This is a genomic window from Streptomyces sp. NPDC050806, assembly GCF_055586425.1.
Genome location: NZ_JBVJIF010000012.1, coordinates 1 through 16,894, shown reverse-complemented (window position 1 = coordinate 16,894; position 16,894 = coordinate 1). Strand labels below are relative to the sequence as shown.

The 16,894-nt window shown below is 73.4% G+C and carries 19 protein-coding genes and 1 pseudogene; 9 read left to right on the top strand and 11 right to left on the bottom strand.

The annotated features are described in order from the left end of the window. Nucleotides 1–2: 2 nt before the first annotated feature. A complete protein-coding gene (locus ACZ6WH_RS33635) occupies nt 3–914 on the top strand; it encodes a glutaminase (RefSeq protein WP_361564027.1) in 912 nt (303 codons plus the stop codon). A gap of 41 nt (nt 915–955) precedes the next feature. Here ACZ6WH_RS33635 and ACZ6WH_RS33630 read toward each other — a convergent pair whose 3' ends face one another. Beyond that, the gene (locus ACZ6WH_RS33630) at nt 956–1,399 is read right to left on the bottom strand and encodes a VOC family protein (protein WP_469733266.1); all 444 of its coding nucleotides are present in this window, start codon (nt 1,397–1,399) and stop codon (nt 956–958) included. A gap of 93 nt (nt 1,400–1,492) precedes the next feature. Further along, entirely contained in the window at nt 1,493–2,431 is a 939-nt protein-coding gene (locus tag ACZ6WH_RS33625) for a beta-ketoacyl-ACP synthase III (RefSeq protein ID WP_432858690.1), read from the bottom strand. A 189-nt stretch (nt 2,432–2,620) separates the two neighbouring features. Here ACZ6WH_RS33625 and ACZ6WH_RS33620 point away from each other — a divergent pair, with 189 nt between their 5' ends. Then, nucleotides 2,621–3,631: an NAD-dependent epimerase/dehydratase family protein gene (locus ACZ6WH_RS33620; RefSeq protein WP_469733264.1), complete on the top strand. Its 1,011-nt coding sequence runs from the start codon at nt 2,621–2,623 to the stop codon at nt 3,629–3,631. A gap of 61 nt (nt 3,632–3,692) precedes the next feature. Here the strand turns inward: ACZ6WH_RS33620 and ACZ6WH_RS33615 are convergent, their stop codons facing one another. From ACZ6WH_RS33615 to snpA, 4 genes are all read right to left on the bottom strand, one after another. Further along, complete coding sequence (locus ACZ6WH_RS33615) at nt 3,693–4,781, bottom strand: magnesium and cobalt transport protein CorA (RefSeq protein ID WP_469733466.1); 1,089 nt, start codon at nt 4,779–4,781, stop codon at nt 3,693–3,695. 67 nt (nt 4,782–4,848) lie between these two features. Then, nucleotides 4,849–6,120, bottom strand: coding sequence for a CynX/NimT family MFS transporter (locus tag ACZ6WH_RS33610; protein WP_469733262.1), 1,272 nt, complete (start codon nt 6,118–6,120; stop codon nt 4,849–4,851). Continuing rightward, complete coding sequence (locus ACZ6WH_RS33605; protein WP_469733261.1) at nt 6,117–6,809, bottom strand: FadR/GntR family transcriptional regulator; 693 nt, start codon at nt 6,807–6,809, stop codon at nt 6,117–6,119. Before ACZ6WH_RS33605 ends, ACZ6WH_RS33610 begins: the two co-directional genes overlap by 4 nt. A gap of 375 nt (nt 6,810–7,184) precedes the next feature. After that, entirely contained in the window at nt 7,185–7,841 is a 657-nt protein-coding gene (snpA, locus tag ACZ6WH_RS33600) for a snapalysin (protein ID WP_469733259.1), read from the bottom strand. Between the two features lie 227 nt (nt 7,842–8,068). On the opposite strand from snpA, the gene ACZ6WH_RS33595 reads away from it, so the two are divergent. From ACZ6WH_RS33595 to ACZ6WH_RS33585, 3 genes are all read left to right on the top strand, one after another. Next, entirely contained in the window at nt 8,069–9,016 is a 948-nt protein-coding gene (locus tag ACZ6WH_RS33595) for a LysR family transcriptional regulator (protein WP_469733258.1), read from the top strand. Between the two features lie 233 nt (nt 9,017–9,249). Beyond that, complete coding sequence (locus ACZ6WH_RS33590; protein ID WP_432864692.1) at nt 9,250–9,654, top strand: YciI family protein; 405 nt, start codon at nt 9,250–9,252, stop codon at nt 9,652–9,654. Between the two features lie 13 nt (nt 9,655–9,667). After that, nucleotides 9,668–10,921 carry an RNA polymerase sigma factor gene (locus ACZ6WH_RS33585; protein ID WP_469733256.1) on the top strand — a complete coding sequence of 418 codons (1,254 nt, stop codon included), beginning with the start codon at nt 9,668–9,670 and terminating at the stop codon, nt 10,919–10,921. Nucleotides 10,922–10,941: 20 nt separating this feature from the next. Here ACZ6WH_RS33585 and ACZ6WH_RS33580 read toward each other — a convergent pair whose 3' ends face one another. After that, nucleotides 10,942–11,373 (bottom strand): hypothetical protein, encoded by a 432-nt coding sequence (locus ACZ6WH_RS33580; protein WP_469733465.1) that lies wholly within the window; start codon nt 11,371–11,373, stop codon nt 10,942–10,944. 386 nt (nt 11,374–11,759) lie between these two features. Here ACZ6WH_RS33580 and ACZ6WH_RS33575 point away from each other — a divergent pair, with 386 nt between their 5' ends. After that, nucleotides 11,760–12,497: a GAF and ANTAR domain-containing protein gene (locus ACZ6WH_RS33575; protein WP_469733254.1), complete on the top strand. Its 738-nt coding sequence runs from the start codon at nt 11,760–11,762 to the stop codon at nt 12,495–12,497. After that, nucleotides 12,497–13,240, top strand: a complete 744-nt coding sequence (locus ACZ6WH_RS33570; protein WP_469733252.1) for a GAF and ANTAR domain-containing protein — start codon at nt 12,497–12,499, stop codon at nt 13,238–13,240. Before ACZ6WH_RS33575 ends, ACZ6WH_RS33570 begins: the two co-directional genes overlap by 1 nt. A 22-nt stretch (nt 13,241–13,262) precedes the next feature. Here ACZ6WH_RS33570 and ACZ6WH_RS33565 read toward each other — a convergent pair whose 3' ends face one another. Continuing rightward, nucleotides 13,263–14,003 carry a GAF and ANTAR domain-containing protein gene (locus tag ACZ6WH_RS33565; protein ID WP_469733250.1) on the bottom strand — a complete coding sequence of 247 codons (741 nt, stop codon included), beginning with the start codon at nt 14,001–14,003 and terminating at the stop codon, nt 13,263–13,265. 257 nt (nt 14,004–14,260) lie between these two features. Beyond that, the gene (gene sodN, locus ACZ6WH_RS33560) at nt 14,261–14,656 is read right to left on the bottom strand and encodes a superoxide dismutase, Ni (protein WP_363258116.1); all 396 of its coding nucleotides are present in this window, start codon (nt 14,654–14,656) and stop codon (nt 14,261–14,263) included. A 141-nt stretch (nt 14,657–14,797) separates the two neighbouring features. On the opposite strand from sodN, the gene sodX reads away from it, so the two are divergent. Next, nucleotides 14,798–15,256: a nickel-type superoxide dismutase maturation protease gene (gene sodX / locus ACZ6WH_RS33555; RefSeq protein WP_432858709.1), complete on the top strand. Its 459-nt coding sequence runs from the start codon at nt 14,798–14,800 to the stop codon at nt 15,254–15,256. 79 nt (nt 15,257–15,335) lie between these two features. Here the strand turns inward: sodX and ACZ6WH_RS33550 are convergent, their stop codons facing one another. Then, entirely contained in the window at nt 15,336–15,926 is a 591-nt protein-coding gene (locus tag ACZ6WH_RS33550; protein ID WP_469733248.1) for a CGNR zinc finger domain-containing protein, read from the bottom strand. Between the two features lie 90 nt (nt 15,927–16,016). Between ACZ6WH_RS33550 and ACZ6WH_RS33545 the strand changes: the two genes are divergently transcribed. Continuing rightward, nucleotides 16,017–16,778, top strand: a complete 762-nt coding sequence (locus ACZ6WH_RS33545; protein WP_469733246.1) for a class I SAM-dependent methyltransferase — start codon at nt 16,017–16,019, stop codon at nt 16,776–16,778. Between the two features lie 21 nt (nt 16,779–16,799). On the opposite strand, the pseudogene ACZ6WH_RS33540 reads toward ACZ6WH_RS33545, so the two are convergent. Next, nucleotides 16,800–16,894: pseudogene (locus ACZ6WH_RS33540) on the bottom strand (ectoine/hydroxyectoine ABC transporter ATP-binding protein EhuA); the annotation flags it as partial.

Sequence of the window (16,894 nt, the reverse complement as noted above, 5' to 3'; positions counted from 1 at the left end):
CCATGGACTACCAGGGCGTTCTGGAGGAGGTGGCGGCACAGGCGAAGCCGCTCGTACGGCAGGGGAAGGTCGCCGACTACATCCCCGCGTTGGAGTGCGTCTCGCCGGACCGCTTCGGGATCGCGCTGGCCGACATCCACGGGGACGTGTACGGGGTCGGGGACTGGGAGGTCCCGTTCTCCGTGCAGTCCGTCTCGAAGGCCTTCTCCCTCGCCCTCGTTCTGGCACAGGGGGACCAGAGCATCTGGGAGCGGGTGGGCCGCGAGCCCTCGGGTACGCCGTTCAACTCCCTGGTGCAGCTGGAGTGGGAGCACGGCATCCCGCGGAACCCCTTCATCAACGCCGGGGCGCTGGTCGTCACCGACCGGCTGCAGACCCTCACCGGGGACGCCAGCACGGCGATGCTGGACTTCCTGCGGGAGGAGAGCGGTAACCCGGACATCGCCTTCGACCGGGCGGTCGCCGGCTCCGAGGCCGACCACGGCGACCGGAACGCCGCGCTGGCCCACTTCATGGCGAGCTTCGGCAACCTGGAGAACCCGGTGCCCAGCGTCATCGAGCACTACTTCTGGCAGTGTTCGATCGAGATGAGCTGCCGGGACCTGGCCACCGCCGGCGGCTTCCTCGCGCGCCACGGGCTGCGCGCCGACGGGTCCCGGCTGCTGGCGGCGCGGGACGCCAAGCGGATCAACGCGGTGATGCTGACCTGCGGTACGTACGACGCCGCCGGTGAGTTCGCGTACCGGGTGGGGCTGCCCGCCAAGAGCGGGGTCGGCGGCGGCATCGTGGCGATCGTCCCCGGGCGCTGCACGCTGTGCGTCTGGAGCCCGGGGCTGGACGCGCGCGGCAACTCGGTCGCCGGCGCGGCGGCCCTGGACCACTTCACGACGCTCACCGGGTGGTCGGTGTTCTGAGGCGGTGCGGATCCGGCGCCCGGCCGGTCGAGCCCTGCCCGTCAGGCCAGCGGCGCGAAGAGGTCGACGCCGTGGCCGTCCGGGTCCAGGACGACCGCGTACCGCTGGCCCCAGACGGCGTCCCACGGCTTCTTCTCGCCGCGGTGTCCGGCAGCGACCAGCTCCGCGTAGAGGGCGTCGACGGCCTCCGGGCCCGCGCACTCGAAGGCGAGGTGCGGGGTGGCCCCGGGGGACGGCGTCCAGTCCGGATCGATGGAGCGCAGCGTCTCGTGGCTGTCCCACATCAGCCGCAGCCCGCCCGGCAGCTGCGCCTCCGCGTGCGGGGCTGAGTCGGCCTCCGCCGGGATGTCCAGGCCGAGGCGCCGGTAGAAGGCGAACGAGGCGGCCATGTCGGCGGCTGCCAGGCCGATCGCGGCGAAGCGGGGTGCCGGGGCGGCCTGCGCGGCGGCGCCGGCGGTGTTCGGGGTGGTGTGTCGCTCAGTCATGGGCCGAGCGTACGAACGCGTGGGGGCGGCCGTCTTGAACGAATCGGACGTCCCCGCGCCGTGCACCCGTACGGGCCCCGTACTGCGCCGCCTCTAGGGGCAGCGGACGATCTGCCCCGCGTAGGAGAGGTTGCCGCCGAACCCGAAGAGCAGGACCGGCGCGCCCGAGGGGATCTCGCGCCGTTCGACCAGCTTCGAGAAGGCCAGCGGCACGGATGCCGCCGAGGTGTTGCCGGACTCCACGACGTCCCGGGCGATCACCGCGTTGACCGCCCCGATGCGCTCCGCGACCGGTTCGATGATCCGCAGGTTGGCCTGGTGCAGGACCACGCCGGCCAGCTCCTCGGGTCGTACGCCGGAGCGCTCGCACACCTGCCGGGCGATGGCCGGCAGCTGGGTGGTGGCCCAGCGGTAGACCGTCTGGCCCTCCTGGGAGAAGCGCGCGGGCTCGCCCTCGATGCGCACCGCGTCGCCCATCTCGGGTACCGAGCCCCACAGCACGGGGCCGATCTCCGGTTCCGCCGCGGCCGTCACCACCGCGGCGCCCGCGCCGTCGCCCACGAGGACGCAGGTCGAGCGGTCCGACCAGTCCACGACGTCGGTGAACTTCTCCGCGCCGATCACCAGCGCGGAGCGCGCCGAGCCGGCCTTGACGGCGTGGTCGGCGGTGGCCAGGGCGTGGGTGAAGCCCGCGCACACCACGTTGACGTCCATCGCGGCGGGCGCCGCCAGCCCGAGCCGGGCGGCCACCCGGGCGGCCGTGTTCGGGGACCGGTCCGTCGCCGTGCAGGTGGCGACGAGCACCAGGTCGATGTCGGCGGGGGCCAGGCCGCTCGCCGCCAGGGCCTTCGCCCCGGCCGCCGCCGCCATCGCGTCCACGGTCTCGTCGGGCGCCGCGACGTGGCGCGTACGGATGCCGACCCGGCTGGTGATCCAGGCGTCGTCGGTGTCGACGAGCTCGGCCAGGTCGTCGTTGGTGAGCACCTTGGCCGGCTGGTAGTGGCCCAGCGCCAGGACGCGCGACCCGGTCATCTTCTCCCCCTGAGGGCGAACGGAAGCGGAATATCGACCTCACAAGTGTTGGTGGTACGCGCGCGTCACAGGGTGCGAGTCCGTACAGTCTTCGGCGCGCGGATCTGGAGACTTCCGACCGTCACCCGGCGATTCCGCTGTGAGCGAGGCGTGGTGCGCCCGAACTGCCGTGCGGGCAGAGTCGCCACCATGAGACTGCTGATTCTGGGTGGTACGGAGTTCGTCGGGCGGGCCGTCACCGAGGCGGCCCTCGCGAAGGGATGGCAGGTCACGGTGTTCCACCGGGGCCGGCACGAGGCACCGCGGGGCGCGGCGGTACTGCACGGGGACCGCACCGCCCCTGAAGGGCTCGCCGCGCTGCGCACGGGGGAGTGGGACGCGGTCGTGGACACCTGGGCCTGGGCGCCCACGGCGGTGCGCGAAGCGGCCCGGCTGCTGGCGGGCCGGGCGGGACGCTACGCCTACGTGTCGAGCGGTTCGGTGTACGCGTTCCCGAAGGCGGCGGGGCTGGGCGAGGAGGCCCCGCTGGTGGCGGGCGCGCCGGACGCGGGCGACGTGCCGTACGAGGAGGCCAAACGGGGCGGTGAGCTGGCGGCCACGGAGTCCTTCGGCGACGGTGGGGCGCTGCTCGCACGGGCCGGGCTGATCATGGGCCCGTACGAGAACGTCGGGCGGCTGCCGTGGTGGCTGACCCGGATCGCCCGCGGCGGCCCCGTTCTGGCGCCGGGGCCGTCCGGCCTCCCGCTCCAGTACATCGACGTCCGCGACCTCGCCGACTGGATCCTGCATGCCGTCGAGTCGGGGCTGGCCGGCCCGCACAACCTGGTCAGCAGGAGCGGGCACGCCACCATGGGCAGCCTGCTGGAGGTCTGCGCCGAGGTCACGGGGTCGGACGCCGAGCTGCGCTGGACCGCGCCCGAGGACGTGCTCGCGGCCGGCATCGAGCCGTGGACGGAGCTGCCGGTGTGGGTGCCGCCGGGGGGTCCGGAGTACGCGGGGTACTACGACTCCCTGCACCGCACGGGGGTGGAGAAGGCCCACGCCGCGGGGCTGCGCTGCCGGCCGGTGGCGGAGACGGTGGCGGACACCTGGGACTGGATGCGGTCCCTGGGCGGACAGGTGCCGCAGCGGCCGGACCGTCCGCAGAAGGGCGTGCCTCCGGAGAAGGAGGCGAAGGCGCTGGGCATCGCCGGGCGCTGAGCGCCGCGGGCCGTGCCGCCCCGCACCGGTACGGCCCGCTCGCGGCGCCCTCCGTGCGCCGCTACAGCCAGCCGTTGCGCTTGAAGCCCCGGTGGATCACCGCGCAGGCCGCCACGATCACGAGCATGACCACCGGATATCCGTAGACCGAGTCCTTGCCCCACAGGTGCTCGAAGTTCATGCCGTACACGCCGCACACCATCGTGGGCACGGCCAGGATCGCGACCCATGCGCTGATGCGGCGCATGTCCTCGTTCTGCGCGATGGTGACCTGCGCGAGGTGTGCCTGGAGTATGGAGTTCAGCAGCTCGTCGAAGGCCGTGATGCGCTCGTTGACCCGCGCCAGGTGGTCGGCGACGTCCCGGAAGTAGGTCCGTATCCGCGGGTCGACCTGCGCCAGCGGCTCGGTGGAGAGCCGGTCCAGCGGGCGGTCCAGCGGGGCCACGGCCCGCTTCAGCTCCAGCAGTTCGCGCTTGAGCTGGTAGATCCGGCCGGCGTCGGCGTTCCGCCCGTTCTCGGCGAAGACCGCGCTCTCCACCTCGTCGATGTCGTCCTGGACGGCCGCCGTGGCCTCCAGGTAGTCGTCGACGACCAGGTCGGCGATGGCGTGCAGGACGGCGGAGGGGCCGAGCGCGAGCTGCTCGGGCAGGGCCTCCAGGGACTCGCGCAGCGGGCCGAGCGAGCCGTGGCCGCCGTGCCGGACGGTGATCACGAAGTCCTCGCCGGTGAAGACCATGATCTCGCCGGTGTCCACCACCTCGCTGGTCGCGGTGAGCCGGTCGTGCTCGACGTAGCAGGCGGTCTTGAAGACGGTGAAGAGGTTGGTGTCGTACTGCTCCAGCTTGGGGCGCTGGTGCGCGAGGACCGCGTCCTCCACGGCCAGCGGGTGCAGTCCGAACAGCTCCACGATGTCGGCGAACTCCGCTTCGGAGGGCTCGTGCAGTCCGATCCACACGAAGCCGTCCCCCGAGGCGCGGACCTTGCGCACCGCCTCCTCGACCGGGTGGTCGCCGGCCAGCCGCACCCCGTCCGCGTACACCGCGCAGTTGACGACCGCGGTACCGAGCGGTGAGCGCGCCGGGTGGGCCAGGTCGACCCCGTGGCTGCGCTGCTGGGGCAGGCGTACGGCTCTGCGGAGGTGGCGGATCATGGACATGGGCGGCTCCGGGGCGACTACGGTCGGGCGCCGCCCAGTATGCCGATCACGGCCTTCCGGTTCACCCCTCGCCCGCGACGTGCCGGTCCCGGGCGGCCCCGAGGCCCGTGAGGACCTGCGGGACGAGCAGGGCGAGCAGGACGACGACCGGGACCGTCCAGGTGCCGGAGGCGTCGTGCACGGCGCCCAGGACGGCCGGGCCGGTCGCGGCCAGGACGTACCCGAAGCACTGCGCCATGCTGGACAGCTGGGACGCGTGCCTCGTGTCCGGCGCGCGCTGCACGATGAAGAGCAGCGCGAGACTGATCGCGGCACCCTGGCCCAGGCCGAGCAGGGTCATCCAGACGTAGGCCCCGGACACCGGCGCCGCCAGCACCCCGGCCAGACCCGCGGCGCACAGCACCGCGCCCAGCGCGGCCAGGTGGCCCGTGCGCAGCCTGCGGCCCGCGATCACGGGTGCCAGGAAGGAGCCCGCGATGCCCAGCAGCGAGGAGAAGGACAGCATCCAGCCCGCGTCGCCCGCGCTCGTCCCGGCGTCCGTGAGCATGGTCGGCAGCCAGGCGGTCGCCGCGTAGTAGCTGAGCGACTGCAGGCCCATGTAGCCGGTGACCTGCCAGGCCAGCGGGGACCGCCACAGGCCGCGCACCGGATGCGCCGCCTGCCGCGCGGCGTCTGCCGGCACTCGCGTACGGGACCGCAGCTGCGGCAGCCAGACCAGCAGTGCGAGCACCGCGAGCGAGCCCCAGCAGGCCAGCGTGGCCTGCCAGCCGAGGCCCGTGGCGGACCGCAGCGGCACCGTCACTCCCGCGGCGAGGGCGGCGCCGCCGAAGAGCGACATGGAGTACAGCCCGGTCATCAGCCCGGTCCTGGTGGGGAAGTCCCGCTTGATCAGGCCGGGGAGCAGCACGTTGGCCACGGCGATGCCGGCGCCGATGACGACGGTGCCGGCGAACAGCGCGGCCACCTGGTCGGCCAGTCGCAGCGCGGTGCCGACGCAGATCAGCACCATGGTGCCGAGCAGCGACCGCTCCAGCCCGAAGCGCCGGCCCAGCCGCGGCGCGACGGGCGCGAGCAGGCCGAAGCAGAGCAGCGGGAGGGCGGTCAGCAGGCTGGTGGCGGCGGCCGACATGCCGCTGTCCTCGCGGATGGTGTCGGCCAGCGGGGAGACGGCGACCAGCGCCGGGCGCAGGTTCAGGGCGAGCAGGACGACGCCCGCCGCCAGATAGAGCGTGCCGCGCGCGGTACTCGGGGGGACGGGCGCGGGCTCTCCCACAGGGGTGGCGGTCGCGGCCCCTTCGGTGCGTATCGCCGTCCCGCTCTCTTGTGCTGTCATGCCTGCTCCCGAAGGGCCGTGGCCGCCTCGTCGAGGTGCGTCAGCGCGGCCCGTTCCGCGGCGTCCGCGTCCCCGGCCTCGATGGCGTCGACGATCGCGGCGTGCGCGTCGAACTGGTGGCGTACCGCGTCGGGCACGGGCGCCGCGACGACCGACCGCAGCGTGGCGCGCAGCGCGTCGGTGAGGTGCCCGTAGAGATCGGCCAGGACGCTGTTGTGCGCGGCGGCGGCGACGGTGCGGTGGAAGGCGATGTCGGCCTCGATGAAGGCCGCGGTGTCGCCCGCGCGCCAGGCGGCGTCGCGGTCGGTGAGAGCGGCGCGGAGCGCGGTGACGTCCTCCTCGGTGCGGCGTAGCGCCGCGTACCGGGCGGCGTCCCGCTCCAGGGAAGCGCGGACCTCGTAGGCCTCCAGCTCGCAGGAGCGGCGCAGCCTGCGCTGCACGGCGGCCCCGAAGTCGCTGCTGGCGCGCACATACGTGCCGTCGCCCTGGCGCGGCTCCAGCATGCCGGTGTGCACGAGGGCGCGGACCGCCTCGCGGACGGTGTTGCGGCCGACGTCGAGCTGCTCGACGAGCACCGGCTCCGCCGGGATCTTCGTGCCGACCGCCCACTCGCCGGCGGCTATCAGGCCCTCCATCTGGTCGATGACCAGGTCCACCAGGCTGGTGCGGGTGGTGCTGCGCAACGGCATCGGCTGCCGTCCCCTCTCGGTGTCCGGACCGCCGAGGGGCCGGGATCGATGTGACGCGAGTGCACCGATGATAGGAACATCCCATGTTTGGACGTGTCAAAAAACCCCGGACCGCTACGGGCCGGGGCGGGGGCGGTACGAGGAGCCGGGCGGAGCGCGGGGAGCTGCACTGAAACGCGCGGAGGGGTGCCGCGGTGGGGGAGGCCACCGCACGTGGCGGGGGGTGGAACGCGCGGCCCGGGAGGGCGCGCGCTGTGGGGGGATGCACGCGGCGGGGCTCGTGGACCCCGCCGCGCGTTTCAGTGCCGGCCCGTGGTGGCCGGCCGTCGGCCCATGGTCATCGGCAGTCGGCCGACGGCCGACAGTCCCGGTGGGTCAGGACGCCTTGTTCAGCTGGACGCCCTTCAGGCCGTTCGCCCAGAGCTGGTCGACCTTCGCGCGCTCGTTGGCGTCCGGCTGGGAGTTGGTGCAGGACGGGCCGGGGCCGCCGCCGGACATCAGCTCGCTGCACGGACCCTCGTAGTGGTCCGGCAGGCCGAGGACGTGGCCGGTCTCGTGCGCGGTCACGCGGGTGGAGTCGTACTCCTGGTTCTGCGCGTAGTCCAGGAAGATGTAGCCGCTGCCGTGGCCGTCGGTGCTGGCGTAGGAGCCGCGCGGGTCGTTGCCCTCCCGGTACGAGAAGTCCGCGCCGCCGCTGCCCGCCTGGAGCTTGACGTTGGAGACGGCGCTGTTCCAGATCTGTGCGCTCGCGGATATCTGCTGCGCGAAGGTGGGCGCGCCGCTCGCGTCGTACGTCACCGTCACCGAGGCGGCGCCGGTCTTCTTCTGCTTGGCGAGCGCCGACTTCAGCACGGCCTCGAAGAAGCGCTTGGTGTCGGCCTTCTCGGCGGCCGAACCGACGTACTGCGCCGCGGTGACCCGGTGGTCCGTCGGGGCGTGCGAGGGGGTGGCCACGGCGGGCATCGCGGCGGCGAGGGTCGCGGCCAGGCCCAGACCAAGGGCGGCGGACAGCGTCGACTTCGGAGATCTCATGTGGGGGGCTCCTTAGTGTCCGGGGGCCCGGCCGAGGTGTGGGGCAACGGCCGGGGCCCGCGGATGAACTGTGGTGCCGCTGAGTCTGCGCGAGATATTCACGGCCGCGGAGATTTCATGTGGCGATAGGACAATCCAATAACCCATGGGGAATGCGTGGTTCGCGGGGTTTGGGTGGCTGGTGCGACGCGTAAGGACGTCGTTATGCTCCGCGCGTGGAGCTTGAGGTGAGGCACCTACGCGCGCTGTGCGCCATCGCCGACACCGGCAGCGTACGCAAGGCCGCCCGGCAACTGGGCATGACCCAGCCCTCCTTGACCACGCAGCTGCGGCGCATCGAGAACGCCCTGGGCGGTCAGCTCTTCTTCCGCGAGCGTTCCGGCAGCCGGCCGACCCCGCTGGGCCACACCGTCCTGCACCGTGCCCGGCCGATAGTCGCAGAGATGACCGCGCTGGTCGACGAGACACGGTCGGCGGTGGTGCGCGAGCACGGCACCCGACTGCGGGTGGGCAGTACGGGAAGCCGCGCGGTGGCCGGCTGGCTGCGCCGGCTGCGGGACCGGCTGCCCGAGACCGACACCACCATCCGCATCGACCTCTCCGGCAACACCCTGCTCCAGATGGTCGCGGCCGGCCAGCTCGACGCGGCCTTCGTGCACGAGGTCGAGGGCACGCCGCTGCGCGTCCCCGACGGCCTGGTCGAACGGGAACTCCTCGCCCGTGAGCCGCAGTTCATGGCCCTTCCGGCCACGCACCCGGCTGCCGGGCTGGAGTGCGTCACGCTGGCCGACCTCGCCGACGACCAGTGGATGGTCGACCCGTCGGTGGACGGCGAGTGGGCCGGGCTGCGGCGGATCTTCACCGCGGCCGGGATGGACCCGCGCGTGGTGCACGGCGACTACCTCGCGGCGGCCGACCTGGTCGCGGCGGGCGAGGTCGTCACGCCCTGCCAGCCGACCTCCCGCCCCCGCCACGGGATGGTGGTCCGCCCGCTGCGCGGCGACCCGCTGGCCGTACGCCTGTTCCTGGCGTACCGGGGCGGTGGCCGGGACACCGAGTGGGTCGACGCGCTCTTCGCCGACCTGCGGGCCGCGTACATGGAAGTGGCCTGGTCGAGCACGGCGTACCGCAAGTGGCTGGTGCGCAACGAGCGCCTGCTGCCGGTGGGGTCATAGGCCCTTTGGAGACACGTGCGACGCATCGTCCCGTATGCCGTGCGGCGGACATCCGGGGCGAGGAGAATTCTTGGCGGAGGCTCGTGCGCGGCGGTGCGTAAGGCCGCCCGGAAAGATTCTTCGGGAAATTTCCCGGCCCCTGTCGAGGACCGGCCGCCGGCTCCGACGTCTCCCATGAGAGGCGCCCAGCGGGGACGCCGGAAGCTCCCGAAGGAGTGAGCGACGTGAAGTACATGCTGATGATCCAGGCGAGCCAGGCCCACTACGACGCCATGAACGGCAAGGACTCGGGCGCGGTCCGGTGGACCGAGGCCGACCTGAAGGCGATGTTCCAGTTTATGGAGGACCTGAACAACGAGCTCGCCGAGAACGGCGAAATGCTCGACGGGCAGGGCCTGAGCGAGCCCGCGCAGGCCCGCGTCGTGACCCTGGGCGAGGACGGCGTACCGGCCGTCGTGGACGGGCCGTACGGCGAGACCAAGGAGGTGCTCTGCGGCTACTGGCTGCTGGAGTGCGCTTCCCTGGACCGTGCCACCGAGATCGCGAAGCGCATCCTCCAGTGCCCGGCCCCCGAAGGCGCCGGGGAAAGCCCCGTCACCATCCGGTCCATCCCCGACAGCGCGCCCTGCGACGCCTGAGCGGCCGCGTGCCGTGGGCGCACCGGAACGCACCGAGGACCTGCTGCGCCGCCTGGCGCCGCAGGTCCTCGGCGCGCTCGTCCGCCGGTACGGGCACTTCGACCTCGCCGAGGACGCCGTCCAGGAAGCGCTGCTGGCCGCCGCCGTCCAGTGGCCCGCCGACGGCCGTCCGGACAACCCGCGTGGCTGGCTGATCAGGGTCGGCGCGCGCCGGCTGACCGACCTGCTGCGCAGTGAGGAGGCGCGCCGGCGGCGGGAGGAGACGGCGTACGCGCTGACGCCGCGCGACGAGTTCCACGCCCCGGCACCCGGCGAGAGCCGCGCCCCCGACGAGGACGACACCCTCACACTGCTCTTCCTGTGCTGCCACCCCGCGCTGACCCCGGCCGCCCAGACCGCGCTGACACTGCGCGCGGTCGGCGGCCTGACCACCCCCGAGATCGCCCGCGCCTATTTCGTGCCCGAGGCCACGATGGCGCAGCGCGTCAGCCGCGCCAAGCGGCGGGTCAGGGACGCCGGCGGGCACTTCCGGCAGCCGGCCCCCGAGGAGCGCGCGGCCCGGCTCGCCGCGGTCCTGCAGATCCTCTACCTGATCTTCAACGAGGGGTACGCCGCGACCTCCGGCAGCCGCCTGCAACGCGTCGAGCTGGCCCACGAGGCGATCCGGCTCACCCGGGCGCTGCACGCGCTGCTCCCGGAGGACGGCGAGGTCGCCGGGCTGCTCGCCCTGATGCTGCTGACCGACGCCCGGCGCGCCGCGCGCACGGCGCCCGACGGATCGCTCGTCCCGCTCGCCGAACAGGACCGCGGCGCCTGGGACCGGGCGGCGATCACCGAGGGCGTGGCCCTGGTCAGCGACGCGCTCCGCCGCACGGCGCTCGGGCCGTACCAGCTCCAGGCCGCGATCGCCGCCGTGCACGACGAGGCCGCGAGCCCCGAGGACACCGACTGGCGGGAGATCCTCGGCCTGTACCGGCTGCTGGCCCGGATCGCCCCGAGCCCGATGGTCACCCTCAACGAGGCGGTCGCGCTCGCCATGGTCAGCGGCCCGCGAGCCGGCCTGGACCTCCTCGCGACCCTCTCCGGCGACCCGCACCTGGCGGGCCACCACCGCCTCGAAGTGGTCCGTGCGCACCTGCTGGAACGGGCCGGGGAGACCGCGGAGGCCCGCGCTGCGTACGCACGCGCCGCCGAGCGGGCCCTCAGCCTGCCGGAGAAGCGCTACCTGCAGACCCGGGCGGCGCGGCTGCGGGAGGCGGCCGGCTGACCGCGACGGGTGAACCGCGGTCAGAGCCGGCGTATCCGCGCGGCGATGCCGTGCCCGACGAGGAGGTAGATGACGGCCGGCAGGCCGTGGTTGAGCACCACCCGGAGGCCCTCGGTGTCCATGGTGAAGATGTCCTGCGACCACCACGCGAGCCCGCCCGCGACGCTCTCCACGAAGTCGACGAAGACGTTCGCCCGGTTCGCGCCGAGCAGGTACAGCGCGATCCACAGCACGAGGAACGCCGCGGCGATGTCGGCGATCGTGTGGACGATGAGTGCCGTCCGGGCAGTGCCCGCGCCGTCGCGGGGGCGCCGGTAGCGCTCGCGGGGACGGTCGTCGTGGGCGGGCTGCGGCTGTCCCCGGTCGTACGGGGCGTACCCGGCGTCGTAGGGGCCCTGCGGGGGGTGCGGGCCGGGCGCCGGCACGGAGTCGTGGGGACGGTTCACGGGAATGTCCAATCCGGCGCGGCACGCCTCGGCGACAGGAAAACGGTCACGGCCGGCGGTGCGCGCCGCCGGCCGGGGAATTCCGCGGCTGCGCTCGGCATCCGCATCTCCGTCTGCGCCGGGTGCCCCTGCCGCGTTACGCCCGTCCGCGATACGCACCCAAAACAATTCCTGGGCGGAATGCACCGGGAAATCAGCCCGGAACCCGCTCCGGTCCGCACCCCGCCCGCGGCCCTCCGACAGCGTCCGTGCGCGGTGCGGAGGGGGAGATTCCGGTGGGGTCGGCCGCACGTCGCTGCGCGTACGGAACCAGCGGATAGGCTGGGAGAGGGCCCGCTGCGAATGGGCAGGAGCCGCCGTCACGGCGAGTACGGGAGAGCGGGTGAACGCCGGTGGGCACGAGCGCACGGATGGCCGCCGTGCTGCAGACCTTGCACCCCGTCCGCGGCGACCGGGGGCTGATCGGCAGTGACCCGGAGATCTGTGCCCGTGCGCTCGGCGTGGACGGGGTGGCCCTGTCCCTGCTGAGCAGCGACCAGGCGTCCGAGCTGGTCTGGGTCTCGCAGAACGGCGTGAGCGGCCCGCTGGAGGACCTCCAGTTCACGCTGGGCGAGGGACCGGGCGTCGACGCGGTGGCGCGCGGCGCCGTGGTGCTCGAACCGGACCTGGCCCGGCTGCCCGCCGACCGCTGGCCCCTGCTGCTGCCCGAACTGGCGTCGCTCCGGGTCGGCGCGGTGTTCTGTTTCCCGCTGCTGGTCGGCCGCGTCTGCCTGGGCGTGCTGACCCTCCAGCGGCAGGAGGCGGGACCGCTGTCCGACGCCGGCATGGACGACGCGCTCATACTGACCGGAGCGCTGACCGCCGTGCTCCTGGACGGCGGCGCCGCGAGCGACGCGCTCATGGCCGCCGAACGCCCGTCCGACCTCTACCGTGCGGCCGTCCACCAGGCGACCGGCATGATCAGTGTGCAGGCGGAGATCCCGCTGTCCCAGGCGCTGCTCCGGCTGCGCGCTTACGCCTACCGGTACGGGCGGCCCATTCTGGAGGTCGCGGAGGACGTGGTCGCCAGGCGCCTGGACTTCCGAAATGATGGACCCGAGCCGGACGAGTCCGGTCGGAAGAGGAGATGATGGCGGTGGCTCCGCAGGAAAGGGTGCTGCAGGCGTTCGGCGAAGCGGTCGGCACGTTGATCGACGACTTCGACCTGATCGACGCCCTGCACCGGCTGTGCGCGCGGGGCGTCGAACTCCTCGACGTCACCGCGGTCGGCATCATGCTCGCCGATCCGCACGACGACCTCCAGGTGCTCGCCGTCTCCGAGGAACACACCCGGCTGCTGGAGCTGTTCGCGCTGCAGGCCCACGGCGGCCCGTGCGCGGAGAGCCACCGCTCCGGCGAGCCCCGGGTGAACGTCGGCCTCGCGGCGGGCGCCGGCACCGGCCTGCCCCCGGCCTTCGCCGAACGCGCCCGGCAGGCCGGGTACACCACCGCCCACGCGCTGCCGCTGCGACTGCGGCAGCGGCCCATCGGGGCGATCGGGCTGCTGCACACGGGGCCGCACACGCTCGGCCCCTCGGACGTACGCCTGGGCCAGACGCTCGCGGACGTGGCGACCATCGCCATCCTCCAGCAGCACACCGCGGAGCGGGGCAACGTCGAGCGGGCGCAGGTGCAGGCGGCCCTCGTCAGCCGTACCGTCATCGAGCAGGCCAAGGGGGTCCTGGCCGAACACTGGGGGACCGGCGTGGACGAGGCGTTCGACGCGCTCCGCGGTTACGCCAGGACGCACCACGAGCGCCTCGCCGGCCTGGCCCGCAAGGTCCTCGACGGCACGCTCGACCCGGCGGCCCTCCGCCCGGCCGGCCGGTCCTGACGCTCCCGGCGGGCGGACCGCCTCAGGCGGAGCCCCGCGGGCCGTGCCCGTCCCCGGCTGCCCCGTCCCCGGCCCCGCCGAGCAGCCGGGCCAGCGTCTCCTCGGCGATGTCGGGCAGCGGCCGCCCGCTGCCGAAGGCGTCGGCGCGGAGCCGGGCGAGCGCCTCGTCGACGGGTACGCCCATCCGCTGGGAGAGCACGCCGGCCGCGCGGTGCGTGCGGCCCCAGTGGGCCTCCATCGTCGGCGTCGGGTCCCACGGCAGGACGGCCGGCGACGTCAGCAGCGCCAGCCCCACGGCGCGCGTCGCAGCGGCCCATTCCCGCAGGGTCGCCTCGTCCGGGTCCCACGGCTCCAGCCGCAGCAGGTCCACCGAGCCGACGGGATGTCCGCCGTCGCCGTCGGTCATCGGGAAGGCGTAGACCGCACCGATCTCCGGCAGCCGCTCGCGGGCCGCCGGGCCGAAGAGCGGCCACTGCGTCAGCCGGCCGTGCAGATCGGCCACGATCACCGGATTGCCGGTCGCCGCGGCCGTCACGCACGGCCCCTCGCCCATCTCGAACTGCACCTGTTCCAGCCGCAGTGCCGCCGTCCCGCTCGCGTGCAGGAGCTGCCGGTCGGGCGTGTCGGTGAGCAGGGAGAGAGTCACCCCGTCCACCTTCAAGGACCGGCACAGGGTGGCGCAGAGCACCTCCGGGAGTTCGCGCGGGTCCGCTTCGGTGGCAGCGGTCAGTACCTGCTCCGCCGCGGTGGGCGGCTCTCTCATGCGATCACTTGCCTCGTTGGTCCGCGTGGACGGCGTATGAACGGCGTATGAACGGCGTACCCCGACGAGTAACCCAGCGGAGACCAGGGCAAACCCCGGTGACGCCACGCGTCTGCCGGGGGTGCGGTGGCCGTGTTCCCCCTCGTGCAACGACCGCACCCGGCCCGCCATGACCACCGCGTGCGGCGGTCTGCGGACCGGGTGCGGTCGAGTCGGCCACCGGCTGCGCGAGCGCGGACCGGAGGCCGGGGCCCGGGTCAGGCCTTCTTGGTCTCCCAGAAGATCTTGTCGATCTGGGCGATGTAGTCCAGCGCCTTCTGGCCGGTGGCCGGGTCGTTCGAGCCCTTGGCGGCCGAGAGGGCCTTCAGGGTGTCGTTGACCAGCTGGTGCAGCTCCGGGTACTTCTCGAAGTGCGGGGGCTTGAAGTAGTCGCTCCACAGCACCGAAACGTGGTGCTTGGCCAGCTCCGCGCGCTGCTCCTTGATGGCGACAGCGCGGGTGCGGAAGTCCGCATCCTCGTTGGCCTGGTACTTCTCCTGGACGGCCTTGACCGACTCGGCCTCGATGCGGGCCTGGGCCGGGTCGTAGACACCGCAGGGCAGGTCGCAGTGGGCGCTGACCTTCACCTTGGGGGCGAACAGGCGGGAAAGCATGTTCAGTCCTTCCTCGTGATCGTCTTCTCAGGTGCGAGATTACTCGGTACGGGAAGCCTTTTCTCGGGTGCCCCGGGGGTCTTAGGGCAAAAGTCCAGTGTCAGGCTGGGACTGGTGGAGGAACGGACCGGGAGGTGCCGGATGCCGGAGCAGGTGCATGAGCGCTGGCCCGATCAGGGGCAGGGGCAGGGCCGGGAGGGCAGGGGGCCGCTCCGGACGATCGGCCTGGCCGAGGTGTACAACCCCTCGATGGTGCCCACCTTGCACCCCGGCGACCAGCTGGTCGTCAAGTACGGCGCGGTGGTGCGGCCCGGGGACGTGATCGTGCTGAAGCACCCCTTCCGGCAGGATCTGCTCATCGTCAAACGGGCGGTGGAGCGGCGCGACGGAGGCTGGTGGGTCCAGGGGGACAACCCCTACGTGGCGAACGACAGCCGCGAGTTCGGCACCGTGCCCGACGAGCTGGTAGTGGCCAGGGCATGGCTGCGGGTGCGCCCGCCGCGGGAGGTACGGCGTTCGGTCCCCGGGGTGCTGTCCTGGGCGCTGTCGGCGGTCCGGCCGGTCCGGCCCCTGCGCCCGGCACGCGGCACCCGGCGCTAGCCCGGCACCCGGCGCCGGCCCGGCACGCGGCACCCGGCGCCGGGGCCCGATGCACGGGTCGGGCCCCGGCAGGGCGGGTCTAGCTCTCCGCCTGCTCCGGTCCGCCGGCGGCCTCCTGGCGCTTGCGTGCGCGGTAGGCCGCGACGTTGGCGCGGGTGGCGCAGCGGTCGGAGCAGTAGCGCCGGGAGCGGTTGGTGGAGGTGTCGAGGTAGGCGTTGCGGCACGGGGCCGCCCGGCAGATGCCGAGCCGGTCCACGCCCAGTTCGGTGAGGTGGACGGCCAGTCCCATGCAGGCGGTGGCCGTGTAGCCGGCGGTGGCGTTGGCGGCGTGGTCGGCGATGTGCAGGTGCCAGTCGGGGCGGCCGTCGGCGTCCCGGGTCTCGTGCCCGGAGATCTGGGGGCTGACCGGGAACTCCATCAGCAGGGCGTTGAGCAGGTCGACGGCGAGCGTCTCGTCCCCGGAGTCGGCCGCCTCGAAGACGGCGCGCAGCCGGCCCCGTACGGCGCGCAGGCGCGTCACGTCGGCGTCGGTGGCCCGGCGCGCGCTCTGCTGGGCCACGCCGAAGAGCGCGCGTACGGCCTCGACCGAGGTGAGGGTGTCGCCGCCGCGCTCCGGCTGCTCGCTGTTGACCAGTCGCACGGCGTAGTCCGAGTAATAGGCCAGTTCCACTTGTAGTCCTTACCGGGCGCGGGCTAGTCTGCGTGCAGAGCCCGTAATGGGCGTTGTCTGTTCGAGGGTATTACAGTGGGAGGGGTTCCGGTGGCCGAGGCCATTGCTCAGGCGGACTGGCAGGCGTGGCAGGAGAGTTGGGACCGGCAGCAGGAGTGGTACCTGCCGGACCGCGAGGAGCGGTTCCGGGTGATGGTGGACATGGTCGAGGCGGTGGCGGGCCCCGAGCCGCGCGTCCTGGACCTGGCCTGCGGCACGGGCAGCATCACGGACCGGCTGCTCAAGCGGCTGCCGGGGGCCGTGAGTACGGGCGTCGACCTCGACCCGGCGCTGCTCGCCATCGCCGAAGGGTACTTCGCGGGGGAGGACCGGGTGCGGTTCGTCCGCGCCGACCTCAAGGACCCGCGGTGGACGGCGAAGCTGCCGTACGACTCCTACGACGCCGTGCTGACCGCCACCGCCCTGCACTGGCTGCACAGCGACGATTTGGCCGTGCTGTACGGGCAGCTGGCCGGCCTGGTCCGGGAGGGCGGGGTCTTCCTCAACGCCGACCACATGCCGGACCCGGCGACGCCCCGGCTGAACGCCGCCGACCGCGCCCAGCGGCACGCGCGGATGGACGCGGCGAAGGCGAACGGCGCGGTGGACTGGAAGGAGTGGTGGCAGCTGGCCGCCGCCGACCCGGTGCTGGCCGGACCGACCGCCGAGCGGTTCGAGATCTACGGCGAGCACGCGGACGGTGACACGCCCTCGCCCGAGTGGCACGCGCGCACCCTCCGGGAGGCGGGCTTCGGCGAGGCCCGTACGGTCTGGGCCTCGCCGTCGGACGCGATGGTGCTGGGGCTGAAGTAGCCGGAACGACGAGGGGGCGGTGCGGGCCGAGGCCTTGGACTCGCCCTTGACCTGGACCGGCGCCTCCATGATGTTCTCCGCGGCGGTCAGGTGCGGGAAGAGGTTGAAGCGCTGGA

Excerpts from the sequence above, each read along its gene's own strand:
- ACZ6WH_RS33635 (WP_361564027.1), top strand. The coding sequence starts at position 3 with ATGGACTACCAGGGCGTTCTGGAGGAGGTGGCGGCACAGGCGAAGCCG.
- ACZ6WH_RS33630 (WP_469733266.1), bottom strand. The coding sequence starts at position 1,399 with ATGACTGAGCGACACACCACCCCGAACACCGCCGGCGCCGCCGCGCAG.
- ACZ6WH_RS33625 (WP_432858690.1), bottom strand. The coding sequence starts at position 2,431 with ATGACCGGGTCGCGCGTCCTGGCGCTGGGCCACTACCAGCCGGCCAAG.
- ACZ6WH_RS33620 (WP_469733264.1), top strand. The coding sequence starts at position 2,621 with ATGAGACTGCTGATTCTGGGTGGTACGGAGTTCGTCGGGCGGGCCGTC.
- ACZ6WH_RS33615 (WP_469733466.1), bottom strand. The coding sequence starts at position 4,781 with ATGATCCGCCACCTCCGCAGAGCCGTACGCCTGCCCCAGCAGCGCAGC.
- ACZ6WH_RS33610 (WP_469733262.1), bottom strand. The coding sequence starts at position 6,120 with ATGACAGCACAAGAGAGCGGGACGGCGATACGCACCGAAGGGGCCGCG.
- ACZ6WH_RS33605 (WP_469733261.1), bottom strand. The coding sequence starts at position 6,809 with ATGCCGTTGCGCAGCACCACCCGCACCAGCCTGGTGGACCTGGTCATC.
- snpA (WP_469733259.1), bottom strand. The coding sequence starts at position 7,841 with ATGAGATCTCCGAAGTCGACGCTGTCCGCCGCCCTTGGTCTGGGCCTG.
- ACZ6WH_RS33590 (WP_432864692.1), top strand. The coding sequence starts at position 9,250 with ATGCTGATGATCCAGGCGAGCCAGGCCCACTACGACGCCATGAACGGC.
- ACZ6WH_RS33570 (WP_469733252.1), top strand. The coding sequence starts at position 12,497 with ATGGCGGTGGCTCCGCAGGAAAGGGTGCTGCAGGCGTTCGGCGAAGCG.
- ACZ6WH_RS33565 (WP_469733250.1), bottom strand. The coding sequence starts at position 14,003 with ATGAGAGAGCCGCCCACCGCGGCGGAGCAGGTACTGACCGCTGCCACC.
- sodN (WP_363258116.1), bottom strand. The coding sequence starts at position 14,656 with ATGCTTTCCCGCCTGTTCGCCCCCAAGGTGAAGGTCAGCGCCCACTGC.
- sodX (WP_432858709.1), top strand. The coding sequence starts at position 14,798 with ATGCCGGAGCAGGTGCATGAGCGCTGGCCCGATCAGGGGCAGGGGCAG.